Source organism: Streptomyces sp. NPDC001530 (assembly GCF_042894545.1).
Classification (GTDB): domain Bacteria; phylum Actinomycetota; class Actinomycetes; order Streptomycetales; family Streptomycetaceae; genus Streptomyces.
In genome coordinates this window covers 98,311-118,973 of the sequence record NZ_JBIAVS010000024.1, presented here as the reverse complement: position 1 = coordinate 118,973, position 20,663 = coordinate 98,311, and the positions used below count along the sequence as shown (strand labels likewise).

The 20,663-nt window shown below is 70.2% G+C and carries 17 protein-coding genes and 1 tRNA gene; 12 read left to right on the top strand and 6 right to left on the bottom strand.

Going from position 1 to position 20,663, the window contains the following annotated elements; all coding sequences use genetic code 11:
• Window positions 1–145: 145 nt before the first annotated feature.
• Window positions 146–1,429: a gephyrin-like molybdotransferase receptor GlpR gene (gene glpR, locus ACFY0T_RS39655; protein WP_388882471.1), complete on the top strand. Its 1,284-nt coding sequence runs from the start codon at window positions 146–148 to the stop codon at window positions 1,427–1,429.
• A gap of 97 nt (window positions 1,430–1,526) precedes the next feature.
• Window positions 1,527–1,600 (top strand) — tRNA-Ala (locus tag ACFY0T_RS39650).
• 57 nt (window positions 1,601–1,657) lie between these two features.
• On the opposite strand, the gene ACFY0T_RS39645 is transcribed toward ACFY0T_RS39650, so the two are convergent.
• The 3 genes from ACFY0T_RS39645 to ACFY0T_RS39635 all read right to left on the bottom strand — a co-directional run bounded on the left by ACFY0T_RS39645 (window position 1,658) and on the right by ACFY0T_RS39635 (window position 4,411).
• The gene (locus tag ACFY0T_RS39645; RefSeq protein WP_388882468.1) at window positions 1,658–2,884 is read right to left on the bottom strand and encodes a hypothetical protein; all 1,227 of its coding nucleotides are present in this window, start codon (window positions 2,882–2,884) and stop codon (window positions 1,658–1,660) included.
• A 28-nt stretch (window positions 2,885–2,912) separates the two neighbouring features.
• Window positions 2,913–3,794: a YwqG family protein gene (locus ACFY0T_RS39640; RefSeq protein ID WP_388882465.1), complete on the bottom strand. Its 882-nt coding sequence runs from the start codon at window positions 3,792–3,794 to the stop codon at window positions 2,913–2,915.
• A gap of 140 nt (window positions 3,795–3,934) precedes the next feature.
• Window positions 3,935–4,411 (bottom strand): GNAT family N-acetyltransferase, encoded by a 477-nt coding sequence (locus ACFY0T_RS39635; protein WP_388882462.1) that lies wholly within the window; start codon window positions 4,409–4,411, stop codon window positions 3,935–3,937.
• 58 nt (window positions 4,412–4,469) lie between these two features.
• Here ACFY0T_RS39635 and ACFY0T_RS39630 point away from each other — a divergent pair, with 58 nt between their 5' ends.
• On the top strand, window positions 4,470–5,273 hold the full coding sequence (locus ACFY0T_RS39630) for an exodeoxyribonuclease III (RefSeq protein ID WP_388882460.1): 804 nt from the start codon (window positions 4,470–4,472) through the stop codon (window positions 5,271–5,273).
• A gap of 971 nt (window positions 5,274–6,244) precedes the next feature.
• Here the strand turns inward: ACFY0T_RS39630 and ACFY0T_RS39625 are convergent.
• Window positions 6,245–6,874, bottom strand: a complete 630-nt coding sequence (locus ACFY0T_RS39625) for a MerR family transcriptional regulator (protein WP_388882585.1) — start codon at window positions 6,872–6,874, stop codon at window positions 6,245–6,247.
• Between the two features lie 154 nt (window positions 6,875–7,028).
• Here ACFY0T_RS39625 and ACFY0T_RS39620 point away from each other — a divergent pair, with 154 nt between their 5' ends.
• The 4 genes from ACFY0T_RS39620 (at window position 7,029) to ACFY0T_RS39605 (ending at window position 10,714) form a co-directional block, all read left to right on the top strand.
• The gene (locus tag ACFY0T_RS39620) at window positions 7,029–8,555 is read left to right on the top strand and encodes a flavin-containing monooxygenase (protein WP_388882457.1); all 1,527 of its coding nucleotides are present in this window, start codon (window positions 7,029–7,031) and stop codon (window positions 8,553–8,555) included.
• Window positions 8,552–9,535, top strand: coding sequence for an alpha/beta fold hydrolase (locus ACFY0T_RS39615; protein ID WP_388882455.1), 984 nt, complete (start codon window positions 8,552–8,554; stop codon window positions 9,533–9,535). Before ACFY0T_RS39620 ends, ACFY0T_RS39615 begins: the two co-directional genes overlap by 4 nt.
• Window positions 9,532–10,416: an SDR family oxidoreductase gene (locus tag ACFY0T_RS39610; protein WP_388882452.1), complete on the top strand. Its 885-nt coding sequence runs from the start codon at window positions 9,532–9,534 to the stop codon at window positions 10,414–10,416. Before ACFY0T_RS39615 ends, ACFY0T_RS39610 begins: the two co-directional genes overlap by 4 nt.
• A gap of 115 nt (window positions 10,417–10,531) precedes the next feature.
• Window positions 10,532–10,714: a hypothetical protein gene (locus ACFY0T_RS39605; RefSeq protein WP_388882449.1), complete on the top strand. Its 183-nt coding sequence runs from the start codon at window positions 10,532–10,534 to the stop codon at window positions 10,712–10,714.
• Between the two features lie 115 nt (window positions 10,715–10,829).
• On the opposite strand, the gene ACFY0T_RS39600 is transcribed toward ACFY0T_RS39605, so the two are convergent.
• A complete protein-coding gene (locus ACFY0T_RS39600; RefSeq protein ID WP_388882582.1) occupies window positions 10,830–14,129 on the bottom strand; it encodes a S41 family peptidase in 3,300 nt (1,099 codons plus the stop codon).
• Between the two features lie 250 nt (window positions 14,130–14,379).
• Here ACFY0T_RS39600 and ACFY0T_RS39595 point away from each other — a divergent pair, with 250 nt between their 5' ends.
• The gene (locus ACFY0T_RS39595; RefSeq protein WP_388882446.1) at window positions 14,380–14,967 is read left to right on the top strand and encodes a TetR/AcrR family transcriptional regulator; all 588 of its coding nucleotides are present in this window, start codon (window positions 14,380–14,382) and stop codon (window positions 14,965–14,967) included.
• A 141-nt stretch (window positions 14,968–15,108) separates the two neighbouring features.
• The gene (locus ACFY0T_RS39590; RefSeq protein ID WP_388882443.1) at window positions 15,109–17,325 is read left to right on the top strand and encodes an MMPL family transporter; all 2,217 of its coding nucleotides are present in this window, start codon (window positions 15,109–15,111) and stop codon (window positions 17,323–17,325) included.
• Window positions 17,326–17,412: 87 nt separating this feature from the next.
• On the opposite strand, the gene ACFY0T_RS39585 is transcribed toward ACFY0T_RS39590, so the two are convergent.
• Complete coding sequence (locus tag ACFY0T_RS39585; RefSeq protein ID WP_388882440.1) at window positions 17,413–17,823, bottom strand: SsgA family sporulation/cell division regulator; 411 nt, start codon at window positions 17,821–17,823, stop codon at window positions 17,413–17,415.
• A 241-nt stretch (window positions 17,824–18,064) separates the two neighbouring features.
• Between ACFY0T_RS39585 and ACFY0T_RS39580 the strand changes: the two genes are divergently transcribed.
• Genes ACFY0T_RS39580 through ACFY0T_RS39570 form a run of 3 tightly spaced genes read left to right on the top strand, consistent with a single transcriptional unit; the run spans window position 18,065 to window position 20,626 of the window.
• Complete coding sequence (locus ACFY0T_RS39580) at window positions 18,065–19,114, top strand: energy-coupling factor ABC transporter permease (protein WP_388882437.1); 1,050 nt, start codon at window positions 18,065–18,067, stop codon at window positions 19,112–19,114.
• Between the two features lies 1 nt (window position 19,115).
• On the top strand, window positions 19,116–19,877 hold the full coding sequence (gene cbiQ / locus ACFY0T_RS39575) for a cobalt ECF transporter T component CbiQ (RefSeq protein ID WP_388882434.1): 762 nt from the start codon (window positions 19,116–19,118) through the stop codon (window positions 19,875–19,877).
• Window positions 19,865–20,626, top strand: coding sequence for an energy-coupling factor ABC transporter ATP-binding protein (locus ACFY0T_RS39570; RefSeq protein WP_388882431.1), 762 nt, complete (start codon window positions 19,865–19,867; stop codon window positions 20,624–20,626). Before cbiQ ends, ACFY0T_RS39570 begins: the two co-directional genes overlap by 13 nt.
• The last annotated feature ends 37 nt before the right edge of the window (window positions 20,627–20,663 follow it).

The window sequence follows — 20,663 nt, the reverse complement described above, 5'->3', positions numbered from 1 at the left end:
GTCTGTCTCCGGTCATTGAATTCGCGGTCTCGGCGGCCTGCTGATCGCATCGGTCACAAAAAAAGCTCGAAATATCAGCCAGATCGTGCGACACACCGGCTGAATTGGCAGATGGCCTCACGCAAACCCCTCTACCGTGTGAGGCGTGAGCAGCAGCGGCCTCATCTACGCAGTCATCGTCGGGGCCTGGGCCGCCTACTTGGTGCCGATGTGGCTCCGTAGGCAGGACGAGCTGAACGAAGCCCGTCCGACGGAACGCTTCAGCACCGCCATCCGGCTGCTGTCCGGACGGGCGGGTATGGAGCGCCGGTACGCCAAGGACCTGCGGGCGCGCTCCGCCGAAGAGGGGGAGTCCAGCGTCGACCCGGACGGCGTCACCGATTCGGTGGACGTCCGGGCCTTCGCCATGCCTCCGACCCGGTCGCAGCCGCAGGCCCAGCACCGGCCTCAGGTGCAGGAGCGGGTTCAGCCGCCGTCCCCGGAGCAGCCCGAGGCGGCGTCCAAGGCGGCCGCCAGGCAGGGGGCCGCCCACGAGGCCCCGGGCGCCGCCAGGCCCGTACCGCAGCAGTCGGCCAAACCCGCGGCGAAGCCATCGGCCAAGTCCGCGCCCCAGCCGTCGGCCAAGTCCGCGCCCCAGTCCGCGTCCCGGCAGGTGCCGGGCGCGCGGCGTGGTTCTTCGGCGGAGGCCGCAGCGCGCGCCCAGCGCTCGAAGGTGCTCGCGCGCCGACGGCGTACGACGGTGATGCTCTTCCTTGCCTTCACGCTCGGCGCGATCGTGGCGGCCGTCGGCGGGCTCGCGTTCCTGTGGGCGCCTGGTGTGCCCGCGGTGATGCTGAGCGCGTACATCGTGTACCTGCGTGCCCAGGAGCGCCGGCGCTTCACCTACACCATGGACCGCCGCCGGGCCGAGGCCGCGGCGCAGCGGCTGCGGGAGCGGCAGCCGCGCCGGCGGCCGACGGTCGACCCCGCCGGGGCCGACGAGCCGGACGAGGGCCCAGAGCCGGAGACCGACCCCGGCCTCTCCGCGCTCGCGGCCGACCGCCGCGCGCTCGTCGAGCAGACCGACCACGCGGAGTGGGTCGACCAGCAGCGCGAGCGCCAGCGCGGTCCCGGCCAGGGCGACAGCTGGGACCCGGTGCCGGTTCCGCTGCCGACGTACGTGACCGCGCCGGTCGCGCCCCGGGCCACGCCCAGCGTCGACCTGGGCGCACCGGACGCGTGGAGCTCGGCGCGCTCCAGCGCCGTCGAACCGTCCGCGCCGGAGGCCGAGCCGACCGCCGAGGAGCAGTCCGGCACCGCGGAGGCCGTCGACGACGGTCGTAGTGACGCGCGTCGCGCCGCGTCCGCCCGGCGCGCCCGCGAGCGCGGTCGCACTCCGCTCTTCGACCAGTACGAGGACGGGGAACGGCCGCGCGCGGCCAACGAGTGACGGGTGTGACGACGGGGGCCCGGGAGCCCCTGGCTGACCAGCCAGGAACGGATTTCCAAGCACCTCGATGGGGATGCTAGAGTTTCACTCGTTGCAAGGGCCTGTGGCGCAGTCCGGTAGCGCACCTCGTTCGCATCGAGGGGGCCAGGGGTTCAAATCCCCTCAGGTCCACGCAGCTCAAAGCCCCCGTCGGGGATACCGACGGGGGCTTTGGCATGTCACGGGGGTTCAATTCCCTTGGCCTACGTCGCACATGGCGAGGTCCGGGAGGATCGCCAGGGCCACGTCGCGGGGGAGCGCGTGGGGGCCTGCGGCCTTTTCCTGTGCGCGGGGATGCCATGAGGACACTTGGTTCAGCGCTGTGGCCACGGCGTGGTCGTCTCGGGTGAGGAGTGCTGTCACCAGGGACAGGACGTCGGCTCTGGTGGTGCCGGACGGGGCGGGCAGCTCGTTCAGTCGGGGTGGGAGCGGGACGTTCTGGTCGTCGCAGGCGGCGGCGAGGGCGGCCAGGGCGAAGCGGGTGGCGTCGGTCTCGTCGGGCCAGCGGGCCAGCAGGCTTGGCAGTTCGCGGGTGATGGCCTGGCGGGTCAGGTGGTCCCCGGCGGACTCCGGTCGGGTGGCGCCGAGGGCGGCGGTGCGGTCGGCCAGGGAGACGGCTGTCGCCGCTGCGGTGGCGGCAAGTCGTAGAAGGTCGCCCAGCAGGAGGATGCGCGTCCCGTCGGGGAGGTCCTCATCGCGGGCCAAGTGGGCCAGGAACGGGACGGCCTCGGCCGTGGCGGCGGTGCAGGTGCCCTGGTGGGCCACGGCATCCACCAGATCGCCCAGGAACTCGGCCGCCGTCTCGTACGGTTCGCCGAAGGCGAACTCCTCGTCCAGCAGCCAGCCCACCGCGTCCGGGGCGTCCTCGGCGCTGCCGTACGTCTGCTCGGCCGCCGTCACCACCGCGCGGACCACTTCTGTCGGGTCGCCGATCCCGGCGAGGGGCCACGAGGGACCGGCCGGCGGTCGGATGGGGTCGGTGGGGAGAGGGGTGGGCAGGGGGACCTCGGCCGTTGGGTGTTCGTGTGTCAGGCCGTCCCTCGGGAAGACCCTTTCGAGGGTGTCCGCGTGTCCTTCGCCGGCGCCCTGCTGGAAGCCGCCGTGTGTGCGGGCGATGTGGGCCACCTGTAGGCGTTCGCCTCGGAGGAAGGGCTGAAGGGCCAGGCGGTTGAGGTCGCGGCCGGCTCCGCCATAGACGGCCAGCGAGAACACCTGCCACCAGCCTGCCAGTTCGGGGTCCAGTGACGTCGTGCCCTGCCAGGGGCTCGATGGGACGGTGCCGGAGGGGGCGTGAGCTCGTACCGCTGTCAGGCGGTGTCCTCGGCCGGCCAGCTCGGCAGCGGCTGCCCGTGCCGCGTCCTCGGCGGGCAGGCACAGCGCGTACCGGACGCCCCAGGCCGGTGGTGTGGTGGTCATCGGGTGCGCCTTCGGGCGTGCGCGGTCATCAGCAGCACTGCCACGTGAACAGCGCGCGGTCGAAACGGCGCTCGGCCAGATCTCGAGGACGGATCAGCCAGTACAGGGCCCCGCTGTCGCCCCACATCATGTCCGCGGCGTCCTCGCTGTCGAACTGCGCCAGCAGTACCCAGTTGCCCGCCTCTTCGGACAGGCGCGGGTCCTCCCAGGACACCTCCCCGTCCAGCGACGCTTCCGCTGTCTCGATCTCCACCGGGTTCTGCACGGAGCGTGCGTGGCCGCCGATCTGGTGGCCGATCGCGTCGCCGAAGTCCCAAAGAGCGTTGAGGAACTCCTGGGCGCACACCGGGTGGTTGTAGCGCTGCCCGAGCGGGGCCCCCGGCGCGAAGGCCTCGCGGATCCGCGGGTGCCAGGGCTCGGCCGCCGTCATCTCCACCCGCGCGGTCAGTGGCACCACGGGGTACGGCTGGAGCCCCCCGGGTGCGGTGTGCTCCATCACCGTCTCTCCGGCGGGAATGTGGAGCACGCGGGCGCCCGCCCAGCTGTCGCGGTCCTCGGCCAGGACCAGGGCCTCGCCGTCGTCCAGCTGACCGTCGAAGTAGAAGAAGAGCAGCGTTCCATCGGCCGGGAGATCGATGTCCAGGGCGTCGGCGGGCAGCGCCGCGCAGTCGATCGCGGCGATGAACGACAGGGGACCGTGCGCCGCCCACACCGGCCAGTGCACGTCGGCAGGCAACTTCGGAAGGCCGCCGAGCTGCCCGACCACGTCGTGCGCCGCCGCGGCGCTCCCGTGCGCGGTCGCTTCCAGGCGCACGCCGGGCCGCAGCAGATTCAGCCACCGCTCCGCGTCGTCGGGAGGCAAGTGCCGTACGGCGAGATCGCGCAGGGCGTCCAGGGATCCGTGGGTCATGGGCTCGATCTTGCACGGTGCCACTGACAATCGGCTCACAGCCCCGTCCTACCTGCCCTGGAGAGCCCTGCCCCAGTCCTGAAACGCCTAGGCGTTGGCTGGAGCGCGTTGGGCAGAGCGCGTTGGGCAGAGCGCGTTCGCTAAAGCGTCTTGGCGTAGCAGAGGCTCAGTTCGTGGAAGCGGTAGTAGCCGAATTTGGGGCAGAGTTCATAGCCGCTCGATGTGTAGAGGGCGACGGCCTCGGGCTGCTTGGAGCCGGTTTCCAGGACCATGCGGGTGCGGCCGGCCGCGCGGGCGTCGGCCTCCAGGGCGGCCAGGATGCGCCGGGCGAGGCCGAGACCGCGGGCCTCGGGGACCACGTACATGCGCTTGAGCTCGGCGTCGCCGTCCGAGTACCCCTCGTCGTTCTCGTCCTGGGTGCGCCAGCCGCCTGTGGCCAACGGGCGGTCCCGCTTGTCGTACGCCATGAGGTAGAGGCCGAGCGGCGGGGCGAACATCGACGCGTCGAGGTGTGTGGCGTCGCCCTCGTCGCCGTAGCGCTCGGCGTATTCGGCCTGCACCTGGTCGTTGAGCTTGACGGCATCGGGGTGGTCGAAGGGGATCGGCTGGATATTCATGCGTAATATCGTACTTCTATGCATCGGCTGACGTGTACGGATTAAGTATCGTGCCCGGGTGCTGACTGTGACCTCTGTGAATGTGAACGGGCTCCGGGCCGCCGCGAAGAAGGGTTTCGTGGAGTGGCTCGCGGGGACCTCCGCGGATGTGCTGTGCCTTCAGGAGGTGCGGGCCGAGCCCGGACAGCTCCCCGAGAACGTACGGGCGCCGGAGGGGTGGCATGTCGTGCACGCTCCCGCCGCCGCCAAGGGGCGTGCGGGGGTCTCTCTGTACACCCGGCGTGAGCCGGACCGCGTACGGGTCGGGTTCGGGTCCGAGGAGTTCGACTCCAGCGGGCGCTACGTCGAGGCCGACCTGCCCGGTGTCACCGTCGCCAGCCTCTATCTGCCCTCCGGTGAGGTCGGGACCGAGCGGCAGGACGAGAAGATCCGGTTCATGGGGGAGTTCCTCGCCTACCTGAAGGGGCTGCGCGAGCGGGCCGCCGCCGACGGGCGCGAGGTCGTGGTCTGCGGCGACTGGAACATCGCCCACCAGGAGGCCGACCTCAAGAACTGGCGCGGCAACAAGAAGAACTCCGGCTTCCTGCCCGAGGAGCGGGAGTGGATGGGGCGGGTCTTCGACCTTGAGGACGGCGGGTACGTCGATGTCGTGCGGGCGCTGCACCCCGATGTCGAAGGGCCGTATTCGTGGTGGTCGTACCGGGGACGAGCCTTCGACAACGATTCAGGTTGGAGGATCGACCTCGCCGTCGCGACTCCTGGGCTCGCCCGGCGTGCGGTCAAGGGGTACGTGGAGCGGGCCGCCAGCCATGAGGAGCGCTGGTCGGACCATGCGCCGGTGACCGTGGTCTTCGAGACCTGACGGGTACGGGATGTGCCGCTCCGATCGGCGCGGCACGCCCAGTGGGACCTCGGTCGCCCCGACATGCGGCGGGGAACTGCCCGATGGTGAAGGTCAGGCGTGAGGTGTCCGGCCCGGCCAGGCGAGCGGGGCCGCCGCCCGAGCGGCCTTTGGCGACGGTGACGCGGACACCGCTGTGGAGAAGGTGCTCCCGGATCACCTCGGCCTCTGCGGTGGCCGTCCGGCGGTAGCGGTTGACCGCGTATTCCTCGAGCCGGTCGGATCGCATGCCGGAGGCGCGGGCACACCTAGCCTCGGGCAGGGGCACGGCACACGTAGTCGCCATACGGATACCCCTTGCGCGCGGCGAAGTACATGCGTCCGCCGCAGCCGGCACAGTGCCGCTCCGGCCAGCCGCACGCAGCGCTTCCGAAGACGAGTGTCCGGTCGTGCTGCCGCCCCCATGCGATCAACTCGGTCATGTGCGCCACAGATCGCACGGCACGGTCAATGTGGGACCACACGACGGTGTCCTACTTCTGGGGGCGCCGCGGCCAGGACGACAGGGACGGCCTGTCGAACGGGGACGTCCTGCGGGCCGAGACGCCAAGGTCCGATGCTTCGCCTACCAGCGTGAAGTCGAGCCGATCGGCGCAGAGTTGGATCGCGGAGCGCTGTCGACCAGGTGAAGTGGTCGCGCCGGTCAGGTAGTTGAGGCGCAGTGCGGTGAGAGCTCTCGGTCGCTCAGCGCAAGGCGAAGGCGGCGAAGCCTGTGGGGCCTTGCGCTTGGGCATGTTGGCACTCCTCGACGGTGTCGGCCATGCCCCGGGGCTGGTAGGACAGCCGCCGGGGTCTTTTCGGTCTCACTCTCGGAGTGCGAACTGAGGTTTGTCTTCCGTTGGCCGGAAAGTAGCTCGATGGGGTGAACGCTCAGGGGGCGGGGTTCTGGATCTCCGATGGTTCCTCCGCGGCCCCTTCCGGACCGCGGACACTCAAGCCCCGGGACGTCGGCTGAGCCGGCGGTCCAGTGCCATCGACACCTCCGCCTCCACCACGCTCTTCGCCAGCGGGCGCAGGCGCTGGAGGTCCTCGGCCGTGCGGTCCTCGGTGAGGACGAGGGTGGTGAAGAGTTCGGCGAGGGCGTCGGCGTGTTCGCGGACGCGGCGGGCGGCGGTGAGGACGTCGGCGAGCGGGATGCCCTCGCGGACCAGGGCCGCCGAGACGTCGAGCAGTCGACGGCTGATGTGGACGATCTCGCCGCCGTCGGTGCCGAGGTAGCCGAGGTCGAGGGCGGCGGCGAGGTTCTCCGGGGTCGCCTGGCCCGCGAAGACGTCGGCCAGTTCCTCGGGGGAGAGGCGGACGGGGGTTTCCTCGGTGGGCTCGCCCAGGCCCAGCAGCTCGCCCACGTCACGGCCGTGGTCGAAGGCCTCGGCCAGCTCGGCGATGCCGCTGAGGGTGTGGCCGCGTTCGAGGAGCGCCGAGATCGTGCGCAGGCGGGCCAGGTGTGTGTCGTCGTACCAGGCGATACGGCCCTCGCGGCGGGGCGGCGGTATGAGCTTGCGCTCCCGGTAGAAGCGCAGGGTGCGCACGGTGATGCCGGCCTCCTTGGCCAGCTCCTCCATCCGGTACTCACGCTTCTCCGCCACGTCCGCACCCTATGTCGTACCCCGGGTAACTTTCGCGGTCGCGACCCCTACCCATGAGTACGCCGCTGCTCTACGCTCCCCACTGCGCCAGTGTTCACTGGCAGGGTCGTGCGGCTAGGGAGGCGTCGGGATGACCGAGCACGAGCATGTACGGGTGGCGGTGATCGGGTCCGGGTTCGGCGGTCTGGGAGCCGCCGTGCGGCTGCGCCGCGAAGGGGTCACCGACTTCGTCGTCCTGGAGCGGGCCGACAGTGTGGGCGGCACCTGGCGGGACAACAGCTACCCGGGGTGCGCCTGCGACGTACCGTCCCACCTCTACTCGTTCTCGTTCGCGCCCAACCCCGACTGGCCGCGCACGTTCTCCGGGCAGCGGCACATCCGGGCGTACCTGGAGCACGTGGCGGACGTCTTCCGGCTGCGGTCGCATCTGCGCTTCAACTCCGAAGTGAAGATGATGACCTGGGACGCGGAGAAGCTGCGCTGGGGGATCGAGACCAGCAGCGGGTTCCTCACGGCGGACGTCGTCGTCTCCGCCACCGGGCCGCTCTCCGACCCCAAGATCCCGGACATCCCGGGGATCGACACCTTCCCCGGCAAGGTCTTCCACTCGGCCCGCTGGGACCACGACTACGACCTGCGCGGCAAGCGTGTCGCCATGATCGGCACGGGGGCCTCGGCCATCCAGATCGTGCCGTCCATCCAGCCCGAGGTCGCGAAGCTGACGCTGTTCCAGCGCACTCCGCCGTGGGTGATGCCGCGCGTCGACCGGGCCATCAGTGGCGCCGAGCGCTGGATCCATCGCCAGTTGCCCTTCACCACGCAGGCCCGGCGCGGACTCCTGTGGGGCATCCGGGAGTTGCAGGTCCAGGCGTTCACCAAGCGGCCGGGCGAGCTCGGTCCGGTGGAGCGGCTGGCCAAGCGGAACATGGCCCGTGTCATCAAGGATCCGGCCTTGCGCGCCAAGCTGACCCCCGACTACCGCATCGGCTGCAAGCGCATCCTGCTCTCCAGCGAGTACTACCCGGCGCTCACCCGGCCGAATGTGGACGTGGTGGCGTCCGGGCTCGCCGAGATCGACGGCTCCACCCTCGTCGCTGCCGACGGCAGCACCGCCGAGGCCGACGCGATCATCTTCGGTACGGGCTTCCACGTCACCGACATGCCGATCGCCGAGCGGGTCGTGGGCGCCGATGGCAGGACGCTCGCCGAGGTGTGGCGGACCGGCATGAAGTCGCTGCGCGGCGCCACCGCGGCTGGCTTCCCCAACTGGATGACGATCATCGGGCCCAACACCGGTCTCGGGAACTCGTCGATGATCCTGATGATCGAGTCCCAGCTGAACTACATGGCCGATTTCGTACGGCAGTTGGACGTACTCGGCGGGCGCGCGGCCCTCGACGCGCGCCCCAACGCCGTGAACGCCTGGAACCGCAAGGTCCAGGAGCGCATGAAGCGCACGGTGTGGAACACCGGCGGCTGCACCAGCTGGTACCTCGACGCCAACGGCGTCAACACCACCATCTGGCCGGGCACGACGAGCGAGTTCCGCACGGCCACACGGCGCGTGGACCTCGGGGAGTACGAGGTCCTGCGGGCGCCCGAAGCGTCGACGGTCGGCACGTCCCGCACCGAGAAGAAGGTGGAGGCCGAGGCGTGAGCCGACTGATGCATGTGGCGCACGGGGCGTACGCGCCACCCGCGCCCGCGCGCGAGCTGACCGCCGTCTCCGCCGACGGCGCACGACTGCACGTCGAGGTGCATGGGCCCGAGAGTGCGCCCGCCGTCGTCCTCGCGCACGGCTGGACCTGCTCGACCGCCTTCTGGGCGGCGCAGATACGCGACCTCGCCGCCGACCACCGGGTCATCGCCTACGACCAGCGCGGGCACGGGCGCAGCCCCGCGAGCGCCAGGTGCAGTACGGAGGCGCTCGCCGACGACCTGGAGGCGGTGCTCGCCGCCACCCTCGCGCCGGGCGAGAAGGCCGTGCTCGTGGGGCACTCCATGGGCGGGATGACGCTCATGGCCGCCTCGGCGCGGGCGCGCTTCAAGGAGCACGCGGCGGCAGCGCTGCTGTGCAGTACGGGGAGCTCGCGGTTGGTCGCGGAGGCGCGCGTCGTGCCGATGCGCGCCGGGCGGCTGCGGACCCGTATCACCAAGTCCGTCCTCGGCTCGCGCGCGCCGCTCGGGCCGGTCACACCGATCGCCCAGCGGATCCTCAAGTACGCGACCATGGGCGCCGGTTCGTCGCCCGGCATGGTCGAGGCGTGCGCGCGGATCGTGCACGCGTGCCCGCGCAAGGTGCGGTACGCGTGGTCGGTCGTCCTCGAACTGCTCGATCTCGACCACGGGGTACGGGAGTTGCGGGTGCCGACGGCCGTGGTCGCGGGCACGGCGGACCGGTTGACGCCCATCGTGCACGCGCGCGCCCTGGTCGCCGCGCTGCCGAACTGCGTCGGGATCACCGAGTTGCCGGGGCTCGGACACATGACACCGGTGGAGGCGCCCGAGCTGGTGACCTCGCGCATACGTGAACTCGTCACCACGTACACCTCAGGGGCGCCGGAAGCCGCAGAGACCGCAGAGACCGCAAAGACCGCAGAGATCGCAAAAACCGCAGAGATCAAGGAGGGCGCATGAGCAGGGTGAGCCTGGAAGGGCAGGTCGCGGTCGTCACGGGGGCGGCGCGGGGCGTCGGCGAACTCCTCGCCCGTAAGCTCTCCGCGCGCGGCGCCAAGGTCGCGCTCGTCGGCCTGGAGGCGGCCGCGCTCAAGCAGGTCTCCGAGCGGCTGCACAGCGACAGCGACCACTGGTACGCCGACGTCACCGACCACGAGGCCATGGCGCGGGTCGCCGAGCAGGTCAAGCAGCGGTTCGGGAAGGTCGACATCGTCGTCGCCAACGCGGGGGTCGCCAGTGGCGGGCCCTTCATGGACTCCGATCCTGTCGCCTGGCGGCGCGTCATCGAGGTCAATCTGATCGGATCGGCGGTGACGGCGCGGGCGTTTCTGCCCGTGCTGATGGAGAGCCGGGGGTACCTGCTGCAGATCGCCTCGCTGGCCGCGATCACTCCGGCCCCCATGATGACCGCGTACTGCGCGTCCAAGTCGGGCGTAGAGGCGTACGCGCACAGCCTGCGCGCCGAGGTCGGCTACAAGGGCGTGCGGGTCGGGGTCGGTTATCTGTCGTGGACCGACACCGACATGGTGCGGGGCGCCGACCAGGACGAGGTGATGCGCGAACTGCGGCAGCGGCTGCCGTGGCCGTCCAACAAGACGTATCCGCTGGGGCCCGCGGTGGACCGGATCGTCGCCGGGATCGAGCGGCGGTCGAGTCATGTGTACGCGCAGTGGTGGCTGCGGGGGATGCAGGGCGTCCGTGGGTATCTGCCCGGGATCATCGGGGCGGTCGGCCAGCGGGAGATGCGGCGGTTCGAGCCACGGCTCGCAAGTGTGCGTACGGGGCTGGTCGGGGCCGGTGGAGCCGCCGACGAGCAGCAGCGGCAGGGCACCTCACCTTGAGTCATCTGCCATGGCTCACCGTGCGTCACTGATCGAAATGCGTGCTTTGTGCCACCGTGTCAGTCTGGTCGAGGCCCAATCCCCTCACCCACTACGGGAGTGAAACCTCATGGGCATGAAGGACCAGTTCCAGGACAAGGCCGAGCAGATGAAGCAGCAGGCCAAGAAGAAGATGGGTGACGCGAAGGAGCAGACGCGCGAGCGGACTTCGCCGAACCAGCGCTCGCAGAAGCAGCGGGAGACCGAGCGCACTCAGCAGGAGGCTCAGGACCGCTTCGACCAGGACTACGACGTCTGAGTCGCTGCGACTTGCTGCGCCGGCTTTACCCGGGATGGGGCGCCCTCTTGAATGAGGGCGCCCCATTCTTGTGTTGGCTGCCGCTGGGGTTGAGCGGGACGCGTGGGCACGATGGTCAACTTCTCGGGGGAAGCTTCGGTCTCGTTCTGTCCGGGACGTGTGAGTAGTCCGGTGGGGATGCCGCCGGGTTGGTGTGCAGGAGGTCCAGGGCGAGTTGGATCGCGTCGTCGAGTTGGGCGTGGCGGCCCTCGGCCCAGTCGAGTGGGGTGCGCAGGATGTCCAAGTCCGGGATGACGCCCCGGTTTTCGATGGACCAGCCGTACGCGTCGAACCAGGCCGCGTTCATGGGGACCGTGATGACCGTGCCGTCGCCGAGGCGGTGGCGGCCGGTCATGCCGACGACGCCGCCCCAGGTGCGCTGGCCGACCACAGGGCCGAGTTTCAGCAGCTTGAAGGCGGCCGTGATCATGTCGCCGTCCGACGAGGTCGCCTCGTCCGCCAGCGCCACCACCGGGCCGCGCGGGGCGTTCGAGGCGTATGACACCGGCTGGGCGTTGCGCGTCAGGTCCCAGCCCAGGATCGTGCGCGTCAGCTTCTCGATGACCAGCTCGCTGATGTGGCCGCCCGCGTTGCCGCGTACGTCGACGATGAGGGCGGGGCGCGAGAGCTCCATGCGCAGATCGCGGTTGAACTGGGCCCAGCCCGAGCCGCCCATGTCCGGGATGTGCAGATACCCGCACATGCCGTGGCTCAACTCCCGTACGACTTCGCGGCGTTTGGCCACCCAGTCCTGGTAGCGCAGTGGCCGCTCGTCGATCAGCGGGACCACGGCCACCCGGCGCGAGGGGCCCTCGCCCTCCGCCGGGGTGAACGTCAGCTCCACCGTCGTACCGCCCGCGCCCGCCAGCAGGGGATACGGACCCGTCACCGGGTCTACGGGGCGGCCGTCGACATGGGTGAGCACCGCGCCCTCGCGGATGCCCGTACCGGCAAGCGGAGAGCGGGCCTTGGAGTCGGAGGAGTCGCCGGGGAGGATCCGCTTGAGCATCCAACTTCCGTTGCGGCGAACGAAGTTGGCACCCAGCAGGCCCTGCCAGCGCTGGTAGTGGGCCGGGCCTTCGTTGCGGCGGGCGGCGGAGACGTACGCGTGCGACGTGCCCAGTTCGCCCAGCACTTCGCGCAGCAGGTCGGCGAACTCGTCCGGTGACGCGACCCGTTCGACCAGCGGACGGTACTGATCGAGGACCGCGTCCCAGTCGATGCCGCACATGTGCGGTTCCCAGAAGTAGGCGCGGATGATGCGGCCCGCCTCCGCGTACGCCTGGCGCCATTCGGTGGGCGGGTCCACGGTGTGGATGATGCGGCGCAGGTCGATCCAGACCGTGGAGTCGATGTCGCCGGACTCGGTGGAGGGGACGGCACGCAGGTCGCCCTCGTCCACGACCACCAGCCGGGTTCCGTCGCCGCTCACCGCGAACCAGTCCAGATGCTCGACGAGTTCGGACTTCTTCGCCTTGGCGAGGTTGAAGTATTCGAGGGTCGGGCGGCCGGACAGGTCGGCCGGGTTCGCGAAGGTCTCGCCGAGCGCGCCCGAGATCGGCCAGCGCAGCCAGACCAGGCCGCCGCCCGCGACCGGGCACAGCGCCGAGTACTTGGAGGCGGTGACCGGGAAGGGTGTCACCCGGCTCTCCAGGCCTTCGAGCTCGACGCTCACGGCGCCGTGGTCGCCCTCGTCCTCGACCGGGTCCAGGCCCCCGGCGACCGGACGCCCTTCGGGGTTCAGAGCGAAGGGGGAGGGGACCGCGGACGACAACGGCACCAGATAAGGCCTGCAGCCGAGCGGGAAGGAGAGATCCCCGGTGTGCACGTCGTAGACCGGGTCGAAGCCGCGCCAGGACAGGAAGGCCAGATAGCGCCCGTCCCGTGTGAACACCGGGTTCTCGTCCTCGAAGCGGCCGTTGGTGACGTCGACGATCAGGCGGTCCTTTATCCGCGCCATCTTGATCTGGCGCAGGGAGCGGCCGATGCCCGGGTGCGACCAGGTCAGCCATGCCCCGTCCGGCGAGAAGGCGAGGTCGCGTACTGGCCCGTTGATGGACCGAATGAGCTCGGTGACCTCGTCTCCCCCAGACTCCGTCCGGGAGGTGCCCCCGGACTCCTCGGTGCCCGCGGCGGCAGCCGCTTTGTCAGACACAGTGAGCAACAGCAGCCGCCCGTCGTTCGAGGCGATCGCGAGACGCTCGCCCTGCGGGTCCGACACCAGTTCCTGTACGCGGCCCAGCTCGCCGGAGGCGAGGCGGCGCGGTTCGCGGTCGCCGGTGGCGCGCGGGAGGAAGGCGATCTCGACGGCGTCCTCGCCCTCCGCGCTCGTCACGTAGGCGACCTGCCCGCCCGAGCCGAGCATCTCCGGGAGCCGGACCCGTACGCCCGGGGCGTCCGTGAGGGTGCGCGCGGGACCGTCGCGGTGGGTGAGCCAGTACAGGCTGCCGCGTACGACGACGGCGCTGGCCCGGCCCGTCTCGTCCACGGAGATGCTGTCGACATTCTGCGTGGCCGGGACCTGGTACGTACGGCGTCCCGCGCGCGGCCCGCCCAGGCGGACGTCGAGGCGGCGCGGGATCGACTCGGGAGACAGGTCGTCGACGATCCAGAGGTCGCCCGCGCACTGGTAGACGACCCGGGTGCCGTCGCTGGACGCGTGCCGGGCGTAGAAGGCGTCGTGGTCGGTGTGCCGGCGCAGGTCGGAGCCGTCGTACGCGCAGGAGTAGAGGTTGCCGATGCCTTCGTGGTCGGAGAGGAAGGCGATCCGCCCGCCGACGAACATGGGGCAGTCGAGGTGGCCTTCGATGTGGGCGAGCAGCTGCTGGCCGTGCAGCCAGATGCGGCCCATCGCACCGCCCCGGTACCGCTTCCAGGCGGCCGGTTCGTGCGGCGGGGTGCCGGTGAGCAGCAGGGTCTTGTGCACGCCGTCGATGTCGGCGACCTGGATCGCGGAGACCGGGCCCCAGGGCAGCTTGCCGCCGGGGTCGCCGTTGGTGGGGACCTTGTAGGCCCAGGTGTAGTGCGAGAAGGGCTCGCCGTGCGAGGCGACGGCGAGGATGTCGCCGTCGGGGGACCAGCCGCAGACCTGGGTGTCCGCGCTGCCCCAGTAGGTGAGCCGTCTGCCGGGACCGCCGGCCACCGGCGCCAGATGGATCTCCGGGACGAAGCTGCGCCAGCTCGTGTACGCGATGTGGCGGCCGTCCGGCGAGAAGCGGGGGTGGCCGACCTTGGTGCGGTCCACGGTGACCCGCCAGGCGCGGTCCGACCCTTCGAGGGGGGCCACCCACAGGTCGTCCTCGGCCGCGAAGCACAGCAGGTCGCCGCTGAGGTGCGGGAAGCGCAGGTATCCGGGCGCGTTCTCGTCCGTGATCACCTCGTCGGTGGTCACCTGGCCCGTGGTCGCCTGGTCCGTGATCGCCTCGTCGGTGGTCGCCTGGTCCGTCGTCGCCTTCTCGTACTCGTCGCTCACCTACCCATGCTTTTCCTCTCGGCGGGCCCCGGCAACTTGTGAAAACGCGGGTCGTGACCCAGAACACGTACGAAACGGTTTCGTTTCGTTGACGCTGGGGGTATCGTCACAGACGTACGAAACCGTGTCGTTCGGAGCAGAGAAGGTGAGTGGGATGGCTGAAGTCGCAACGGCGCGTCGCAGTCGGATCACGCCCGAGCGCGAGGCCGAGCTGTACGGGGCCGTGCTCGACCTGCTCCGGGAAGTCGGCTACGACGCCCTGACCATGGACGCCGTCGCCGCCCGCACCAAGTCCAGCAAGGCCACTCTCTACCGCCAGTGGGGCGGCAAGGCCGAGCTGGTCGTCAAGGCGATGCGGCACAGCAAGCGGGGCATCGCCGATGTCGACACGGGGTCCCTGCGAGGCGACTTCCTCACGCTGCTGGCGCGTGAGGACGACTGCACCATGGAGCAGAACTCCGCGCTGATGCGGGGCCTGGCCATGGCGGTCCACTCCAACCCCGATCTCCTCAAGGCCTTCCGGGAGCTGCTCATCGAGCCGGAGATCGTGGAGATGCGCACGGTGCTCCAGCGTGCCGTCGACCGGGGTGAGATCCGTCCGGACAACCCCGCGCTGGACTACGTGCTGCACATGGTGATCGGTGGCTTCGTGGCCCGCACGTTCATCGACGAGCTGCCGCCGACTCAGGAGTTCCTCCGCAAGTACTTCGACGCCGTGCTCTTCCCCGCCCTCGGCGCCTGACTCTTCCCCCCATTCCCTTGTAAGACCCATCAGTTGCACCTGACGCGACCGCTCACGTCGTCGGGCTGATCCCCCCTGTCCCCACTACGGGTGATCACACCAGCCCCTGCCATCCCACGACCTGACCGGGAGTACGCCCTCGTGGCCACGTTCCTCTACAAACTCGGCCGACTCGCCTTCAGGCGACGGCACTTCGTCGCCCTGATCTGGGTGGCACTGCTGACGCTCGCGGGTGTCGGCGCCGCCTCCGCGCCCGCCGCGGGCTCGTCGTCCTTCTCGATCCCCGGCACCGAGGCGCAGAAGGCCTTCGACCTGCTGGAGAACCGCTTCCCCGGCATGAGCGCCGACGGAGCGACCGCGCGCGTCGTCTTCAAGGCGCCCAGCGGCGAGAAGATGTCGGACAAGGACAACAAGGCCACCGTCGAGAAGACCGTCAAGGCCCTCGGCACCGGCTCCGAAGTCACCTCCGTCTCCGACCCGTTCAGGGCGAAGGCCGTCAGCAAGGACGGGTCGATCGCCTACGCGTCGGTGAAGTACAAGGTCTCCGGGATGGAGTTGATGGACGCCTCGAAGGACGCCTTGAAGGAGACCGCGCAGGAGGCGCGGGACGCCGGGCTGACCGTCGAGGTGGGCGGTGACGCCCTCCAGGCGACGCCCGAGACCGGGTCCACCGAGGTCATCGGTATCGCGGTCGCCGCGGTCGTGCTGGTCATCACCTTCGGATCGCTGATCGCGGCCGGGCTGCCGCTGCTGACCGCGCTGATCGGCGTGGGCATCGGCGTCTCCTCGATCACGGCGCTCGCGAACGCGCTCGACCTCGGCACCACCACCTCCACCCTCGCGATGATGATCGGCCTCGCGGTCGGCATCGACTACGCGCTGTTCATCGTCTCCCGCTACCGGGCCGAGCTGGCCGAGGGCCGCGAACGCGAGGAGGCGGCCGGGCGGGCCGTCGGCACGGCGGGCTCGGCGGTGGTCTTCGCGGGTCTCACGGTCGTGATCGCACTGGTCGGCCTCGCGGTCGTCAACATCCCGATGCTGACGAAGATGGGCGTCGCGGCGGCGGGCACGGTCGCCATCGCCGTACTGATCGCGCTGACGATGATCCCGGCGCTGCTCGGGTACGCGGGCCGCAGGGTCCAGCCCGCGGGCAAGAAGAGCAAGCTGCTCGGCGGTGGCCGTGCCGCCAAGAAGGAGGGCAAGCCCAACATGGGCACGCGCTGGGCGAGTTTCGTCGTGCGCCGCCCGCTGGCTGTCCTGCTCCTCGGTGTCGTGGGTCTCGGCGCGGCGGCGATCCCGGCGTCCTCGCTCGAACTGGGTCTGCCCGACGACGGTTCGCAGCCGACGTCGACCACACAGCGGCGCGCGTACGACCTGCTGTCCGAGGGCTTCGGGCCCGGCTTCAACGGCCCGCTGATGGTCGTCGTCGACGCGAAGGCCAGCGACGCGCCGAAGGGCGCCGTCACCGAGGTGTCCGACAAGGTCAAGGACCTCAAGGGCGTCGTGACGGTGACCCCGGCGACGTACAACAAGGCCGGCGACACCGCGATGATCACGGTGATCCCCGACTCGAAGCCGTCCTCCGTCAAGACCGAGGACCTGGTGCACGGCATCCGTGACGCGGGTGGCGACATCAAGGCGGACACCGACGCGACGGTGCTGGTCACCGGCACCACGGCGATGAACATCGACTTCTCGCAGAAGCTCAACGACGCGCTGATCCCGTATCTGGCGCTGGTGGTCGGCCTCGCCTTCCTGCTGCTGATCGTCGTCTTCCGCTCGATCCTGGTCCCGCTGAAGGCGGCCCTCGGCTTCCTGCTGAGCGTGATGGCGGCCCTCGGCTCGGTCGTCGCGGTCTTCCAGTGGGGCTGGCTGTCCGGCCTCATGGGCGTCGAGGAGACCGGCCCGATCATGTCGATGATGCCGATCTTCATGGTGGGCGTCGTCTTCGGTCTCGCCATGGACTACGAGGTGTTCCTCGTGACCCGGATGCGCGAGGCATACGTCCACGGGGAGAAGCCCAGCCAGGCCATCGTGACCGGCTTCAAGCACGGCGCGCGGGTGGTCACGGCGGCGGCCGTCATCATGATCGCGGTGTTCTCCGGCTTCATCGGCTCCAGCGAGTCGATGATCAAGATGATCGGCTTCGGCCTCGCGATCGCCGTCTTCTTCGACGCGTTCATCGTGCGCATGGCGATCGTCCCCGCCGTCCTGGCGCTGCTCGGCAAGAAGGCCTGGTGGCTGCCGAAGTGGCTGGACCGCGCCCTGCCGAACGTCGACGTCGAGGGCGAGGGCCTGCGCGCGCTCGCCGAGCGGTCGAGGGACGAGGACGAGGACCGGGAACTGGCCCGGGTCTGACCGGCCTGCTTCAAGTCGCGGAAAGGGTGCCCCCATGCGTGGGGGCGCCCTTTCCTGGCTTCGGTCAGGCGGAGGCCTGCTTAGACGCTAGGCGCGGCCGTGCGAGGCCGCACCGTGCATGACCCGGGCGGACGACCGGCCGCCGGCCGTCGCGGGCGTCGTCGCCGTGTAGGTGCGGCGCAGGAAGCGGATCAGGGCCTTCGAGTCGAACTGCACGACCGATACACCGTGCGACGAGTGGAATTCCACGACCGCCTGTACCCGGCCGCAGGGCCAGACGCGTACGGCGCCGGACTCTGCCGGGGCGCGCAAGCCCTTCTCCAGGAGGTCGCGGGAGAAGGCCCAGTCATGGGGGCCGGGCAGCGTGATGTGCACCTGGCGGGGATCGCTCTCCGGGTCGTAGCGGAGGGCCACCGGGACGGCCCGGTGTTCGTCGTCGGGGGAGTCGGCGGTGTCGGTGACGATATGGGCGCGGGCGTACTGTTCGACGGCATACATAAACCGACTCCTCACGCTGCGTGACCTGTGCGGAATCTGTGAATCCCGCACCATTCCAATGTCGCACATCTCACGGAAACCGCTTCCGGATCATTTGAGGTGATCCTCCAAGACCCCGCCCTCGGGAGGCGATCCCTCAGGGGCTGATCATGGACCCAGGTGGGCGTTCAGCGGCCTCGGGAGCTATTCATGGGCGACTCGCTCTTGCAAGCCATTCGCAACAAGGCACTATCATCGAACGGTGCATGTGCCTGATGGATTCATCAACGCCCCGGTCTCGGCGGTCACCGCAGTGGTCGCCGCCGGTGCCATCGCCGTGAGTCTGCGCGGCGCCCGCCGCGAGCTCGACGAGAAGACCGCGCCGCTCGCCGGCCTGGTCGCCGCCTTCATCTTCGCCGTGCAGATGCTGAACTTCCCGGTCGCCGCCGGGACCAGCGGACATCTGCTCGGCGGCGCGCTGGCCGCGATACTCGTCGGCCCCTTCACCGGAGTCCTCTGCGTCTCGGTGGTCCTGCTGATGCAGGGCATCCTCTTCGCGGACGGCGGCCTGACCGCACTGGGCGTGAACATCACGGACATGGCGATCGTGACGACGGTCGTCTCGTACGCCGTCTTCCGGGGGCTGGTGAAGTTGCTGCCCCGCAAGCGGCGCTCCATCACCGTCGCCGCCTTCGTCTCCGCGCTCTTGTCCGTCCCGGCCGCGGCCGTCGCCTTCACCCTCATCTACGCGGTCGGCGGCACCACCGACGTCGCGATCTCCAAGGTCGCCACGGCCATGATCGGCGTGCACGTCCTCATCGGCATCGGCGAGGCCGCGATCACCGCGCTCACCGTCGGCGCCGTCATCGCCGTACGACCCGATCTCGTGTACGGCGCCCGCGGCCTCCAGCAGCGGCTCAAGCTGCGCGTGAACGGGGAGCTGGTCGACGCCCCCACGACCCTCGCCCCCGTCGCCGCCCGCTCCTCGCACCGCAAGGTGTGGATCACCGGCCTCGTCACCTCCCTCGTCCTCGCCGGGTTCGTCAGCTTCTACGCCTCCGCCAGCCCCGACGGCCTGGAGAAGGTCGCCAAGGACGAGGGCATCGACAAGAAGGTCGAGAAGCACGCGACGGAGGACTCCCCGCTCGCCGGGTACGGCGTCAAGGACATCTCCGACGCCCGGATCTCCGGCGGCCTCGCGGGCGTCATCGGCGTCGGCGTCACCGTCGTCGCGGGCAGCGGTGTCTTCTGGGCGATCCGCAGGCGCCGCAGCGCCGACGCGTCTCCCGCCTCCCTCCCCGAGGGCATCTGACATGGGCGCGGGCCACGCCCACCGGCTGTACCGGCACGGACACTCACCCGTGCACGCCCTGCCTCCGCATACCAAACTCGCGGCGGCCTTCGCCTTCGTGGTCGTGGTCGTCTCCACCCCGCGCGAGGCGATGTGGGCGTTCGCGCTGTACGCCGTCCTGCTCGCGGGCGTCGCGTACAAGGCGCGCGTGCCGGCCGGATTCCTCCTCAAACGGCTGCTGATCGAGATCCCGTTCGTCGCCTTCGCGGTGCTGATGCCGTTCGTGGCGGAGGGCGAGCGGGTGGACGTACTGGGCCTGTCGTTGAGCGTGAACGGCCTGTGGGGCGCGTGGAACGTGCTCGCCAAGGGGACCCTGGGCGTCGCCGCCTCCGTACTCCTCGCCTCCACCACCGAACTGCGCGAACTGCTCCTCGGCCTCCAGCGGTTGAAGCTCCCGCCGCTCCTCGTGCAGATCGCCTCCTTCATGATCCGATACGGCGATGTCATCACGGACGAGATGCGGCGGATGCGGATCGCGCGGGAGTCGCGCGGCTTCGAGGCCCGTGGCGTGCGGCACTGGGGCGTCCTCGCGAAGTCGGCGGGCGCGCTGTTCATCCGGTCGTACGAGCGCGGGGAGCGCGTGCATCTCGCCATGGTGAGCCGGGGGTACGCCGGTTCGATGCCGGTCATCGACGAGGTGACCGCGTCCCGGGCGCAGTGGTCGTACGCCCTCGCCCTCCCGTTCGCCGCCCTTGTCGTATGTCTGTTGGGATGGACCCTGTGACGACCCCCTCTCTCGAAGTGGCCGGACTGGCCTTCGCCTACCCCGACGGGCACCAGGCCCTCTTCGGTGTGGACTTCCGCGTCGGGCGCGGTGAGCGCGTCGCGCTGCTCGGCCCGAACGGCGCCGGCAAAACCACCCTCGTCCTGCACCTCAACGGCATCCTCAGCGGCGGCGCCGGGACCGTGACGGTGGCCGGACTGCCCGTCGGCAAGCGGCACATGGCCGAGATCCGGCGCAAGGTCGGCATCGTCTTCCAGGACCCGGACGACCAGCTGTTCATGCCGACCGTGCGGGAGGACGTCGCGTTCGGGCCGGCCGCGGCGGGGATGAAGGGGGCCGAGCTGGAGGAGCGGGTGCGTACGGCGCTGGAGCGGGTCGGCATGGAGGCCTTCGCCGACCGCCCGCCGCACCATCTGTCGTTCGGGCAGCGGCGCCGCGTGGCGGTCGCCACCGTCCTCGCGATGGAGCCGGAGATCCTCGTCCTGGATGAGCCCTCGTCCAACCTCGACCCCGCCTCGCGGCGCGAACTCGCCGACATCCTGCGGTCGTTGGACGTCACCGTCCTCATGGTCACGCACGACCTGCCGTACGCCCTCGAACTGTGCCCCCGGTCGCTCGTCCTGAGCGAGGGCGTGATCGCGGCCGACGGCAAGACCGGCGAACTGCTCTCCGACGACGAGCTGATGCGCACCCACCGTCTGGAGCTTCCCTTCGGGTTCGACCCGCGCTCCGTGACCATGGGCGCGTGAACTGGGCGCGTGAACTAATGGGCACGTGAACAATGGG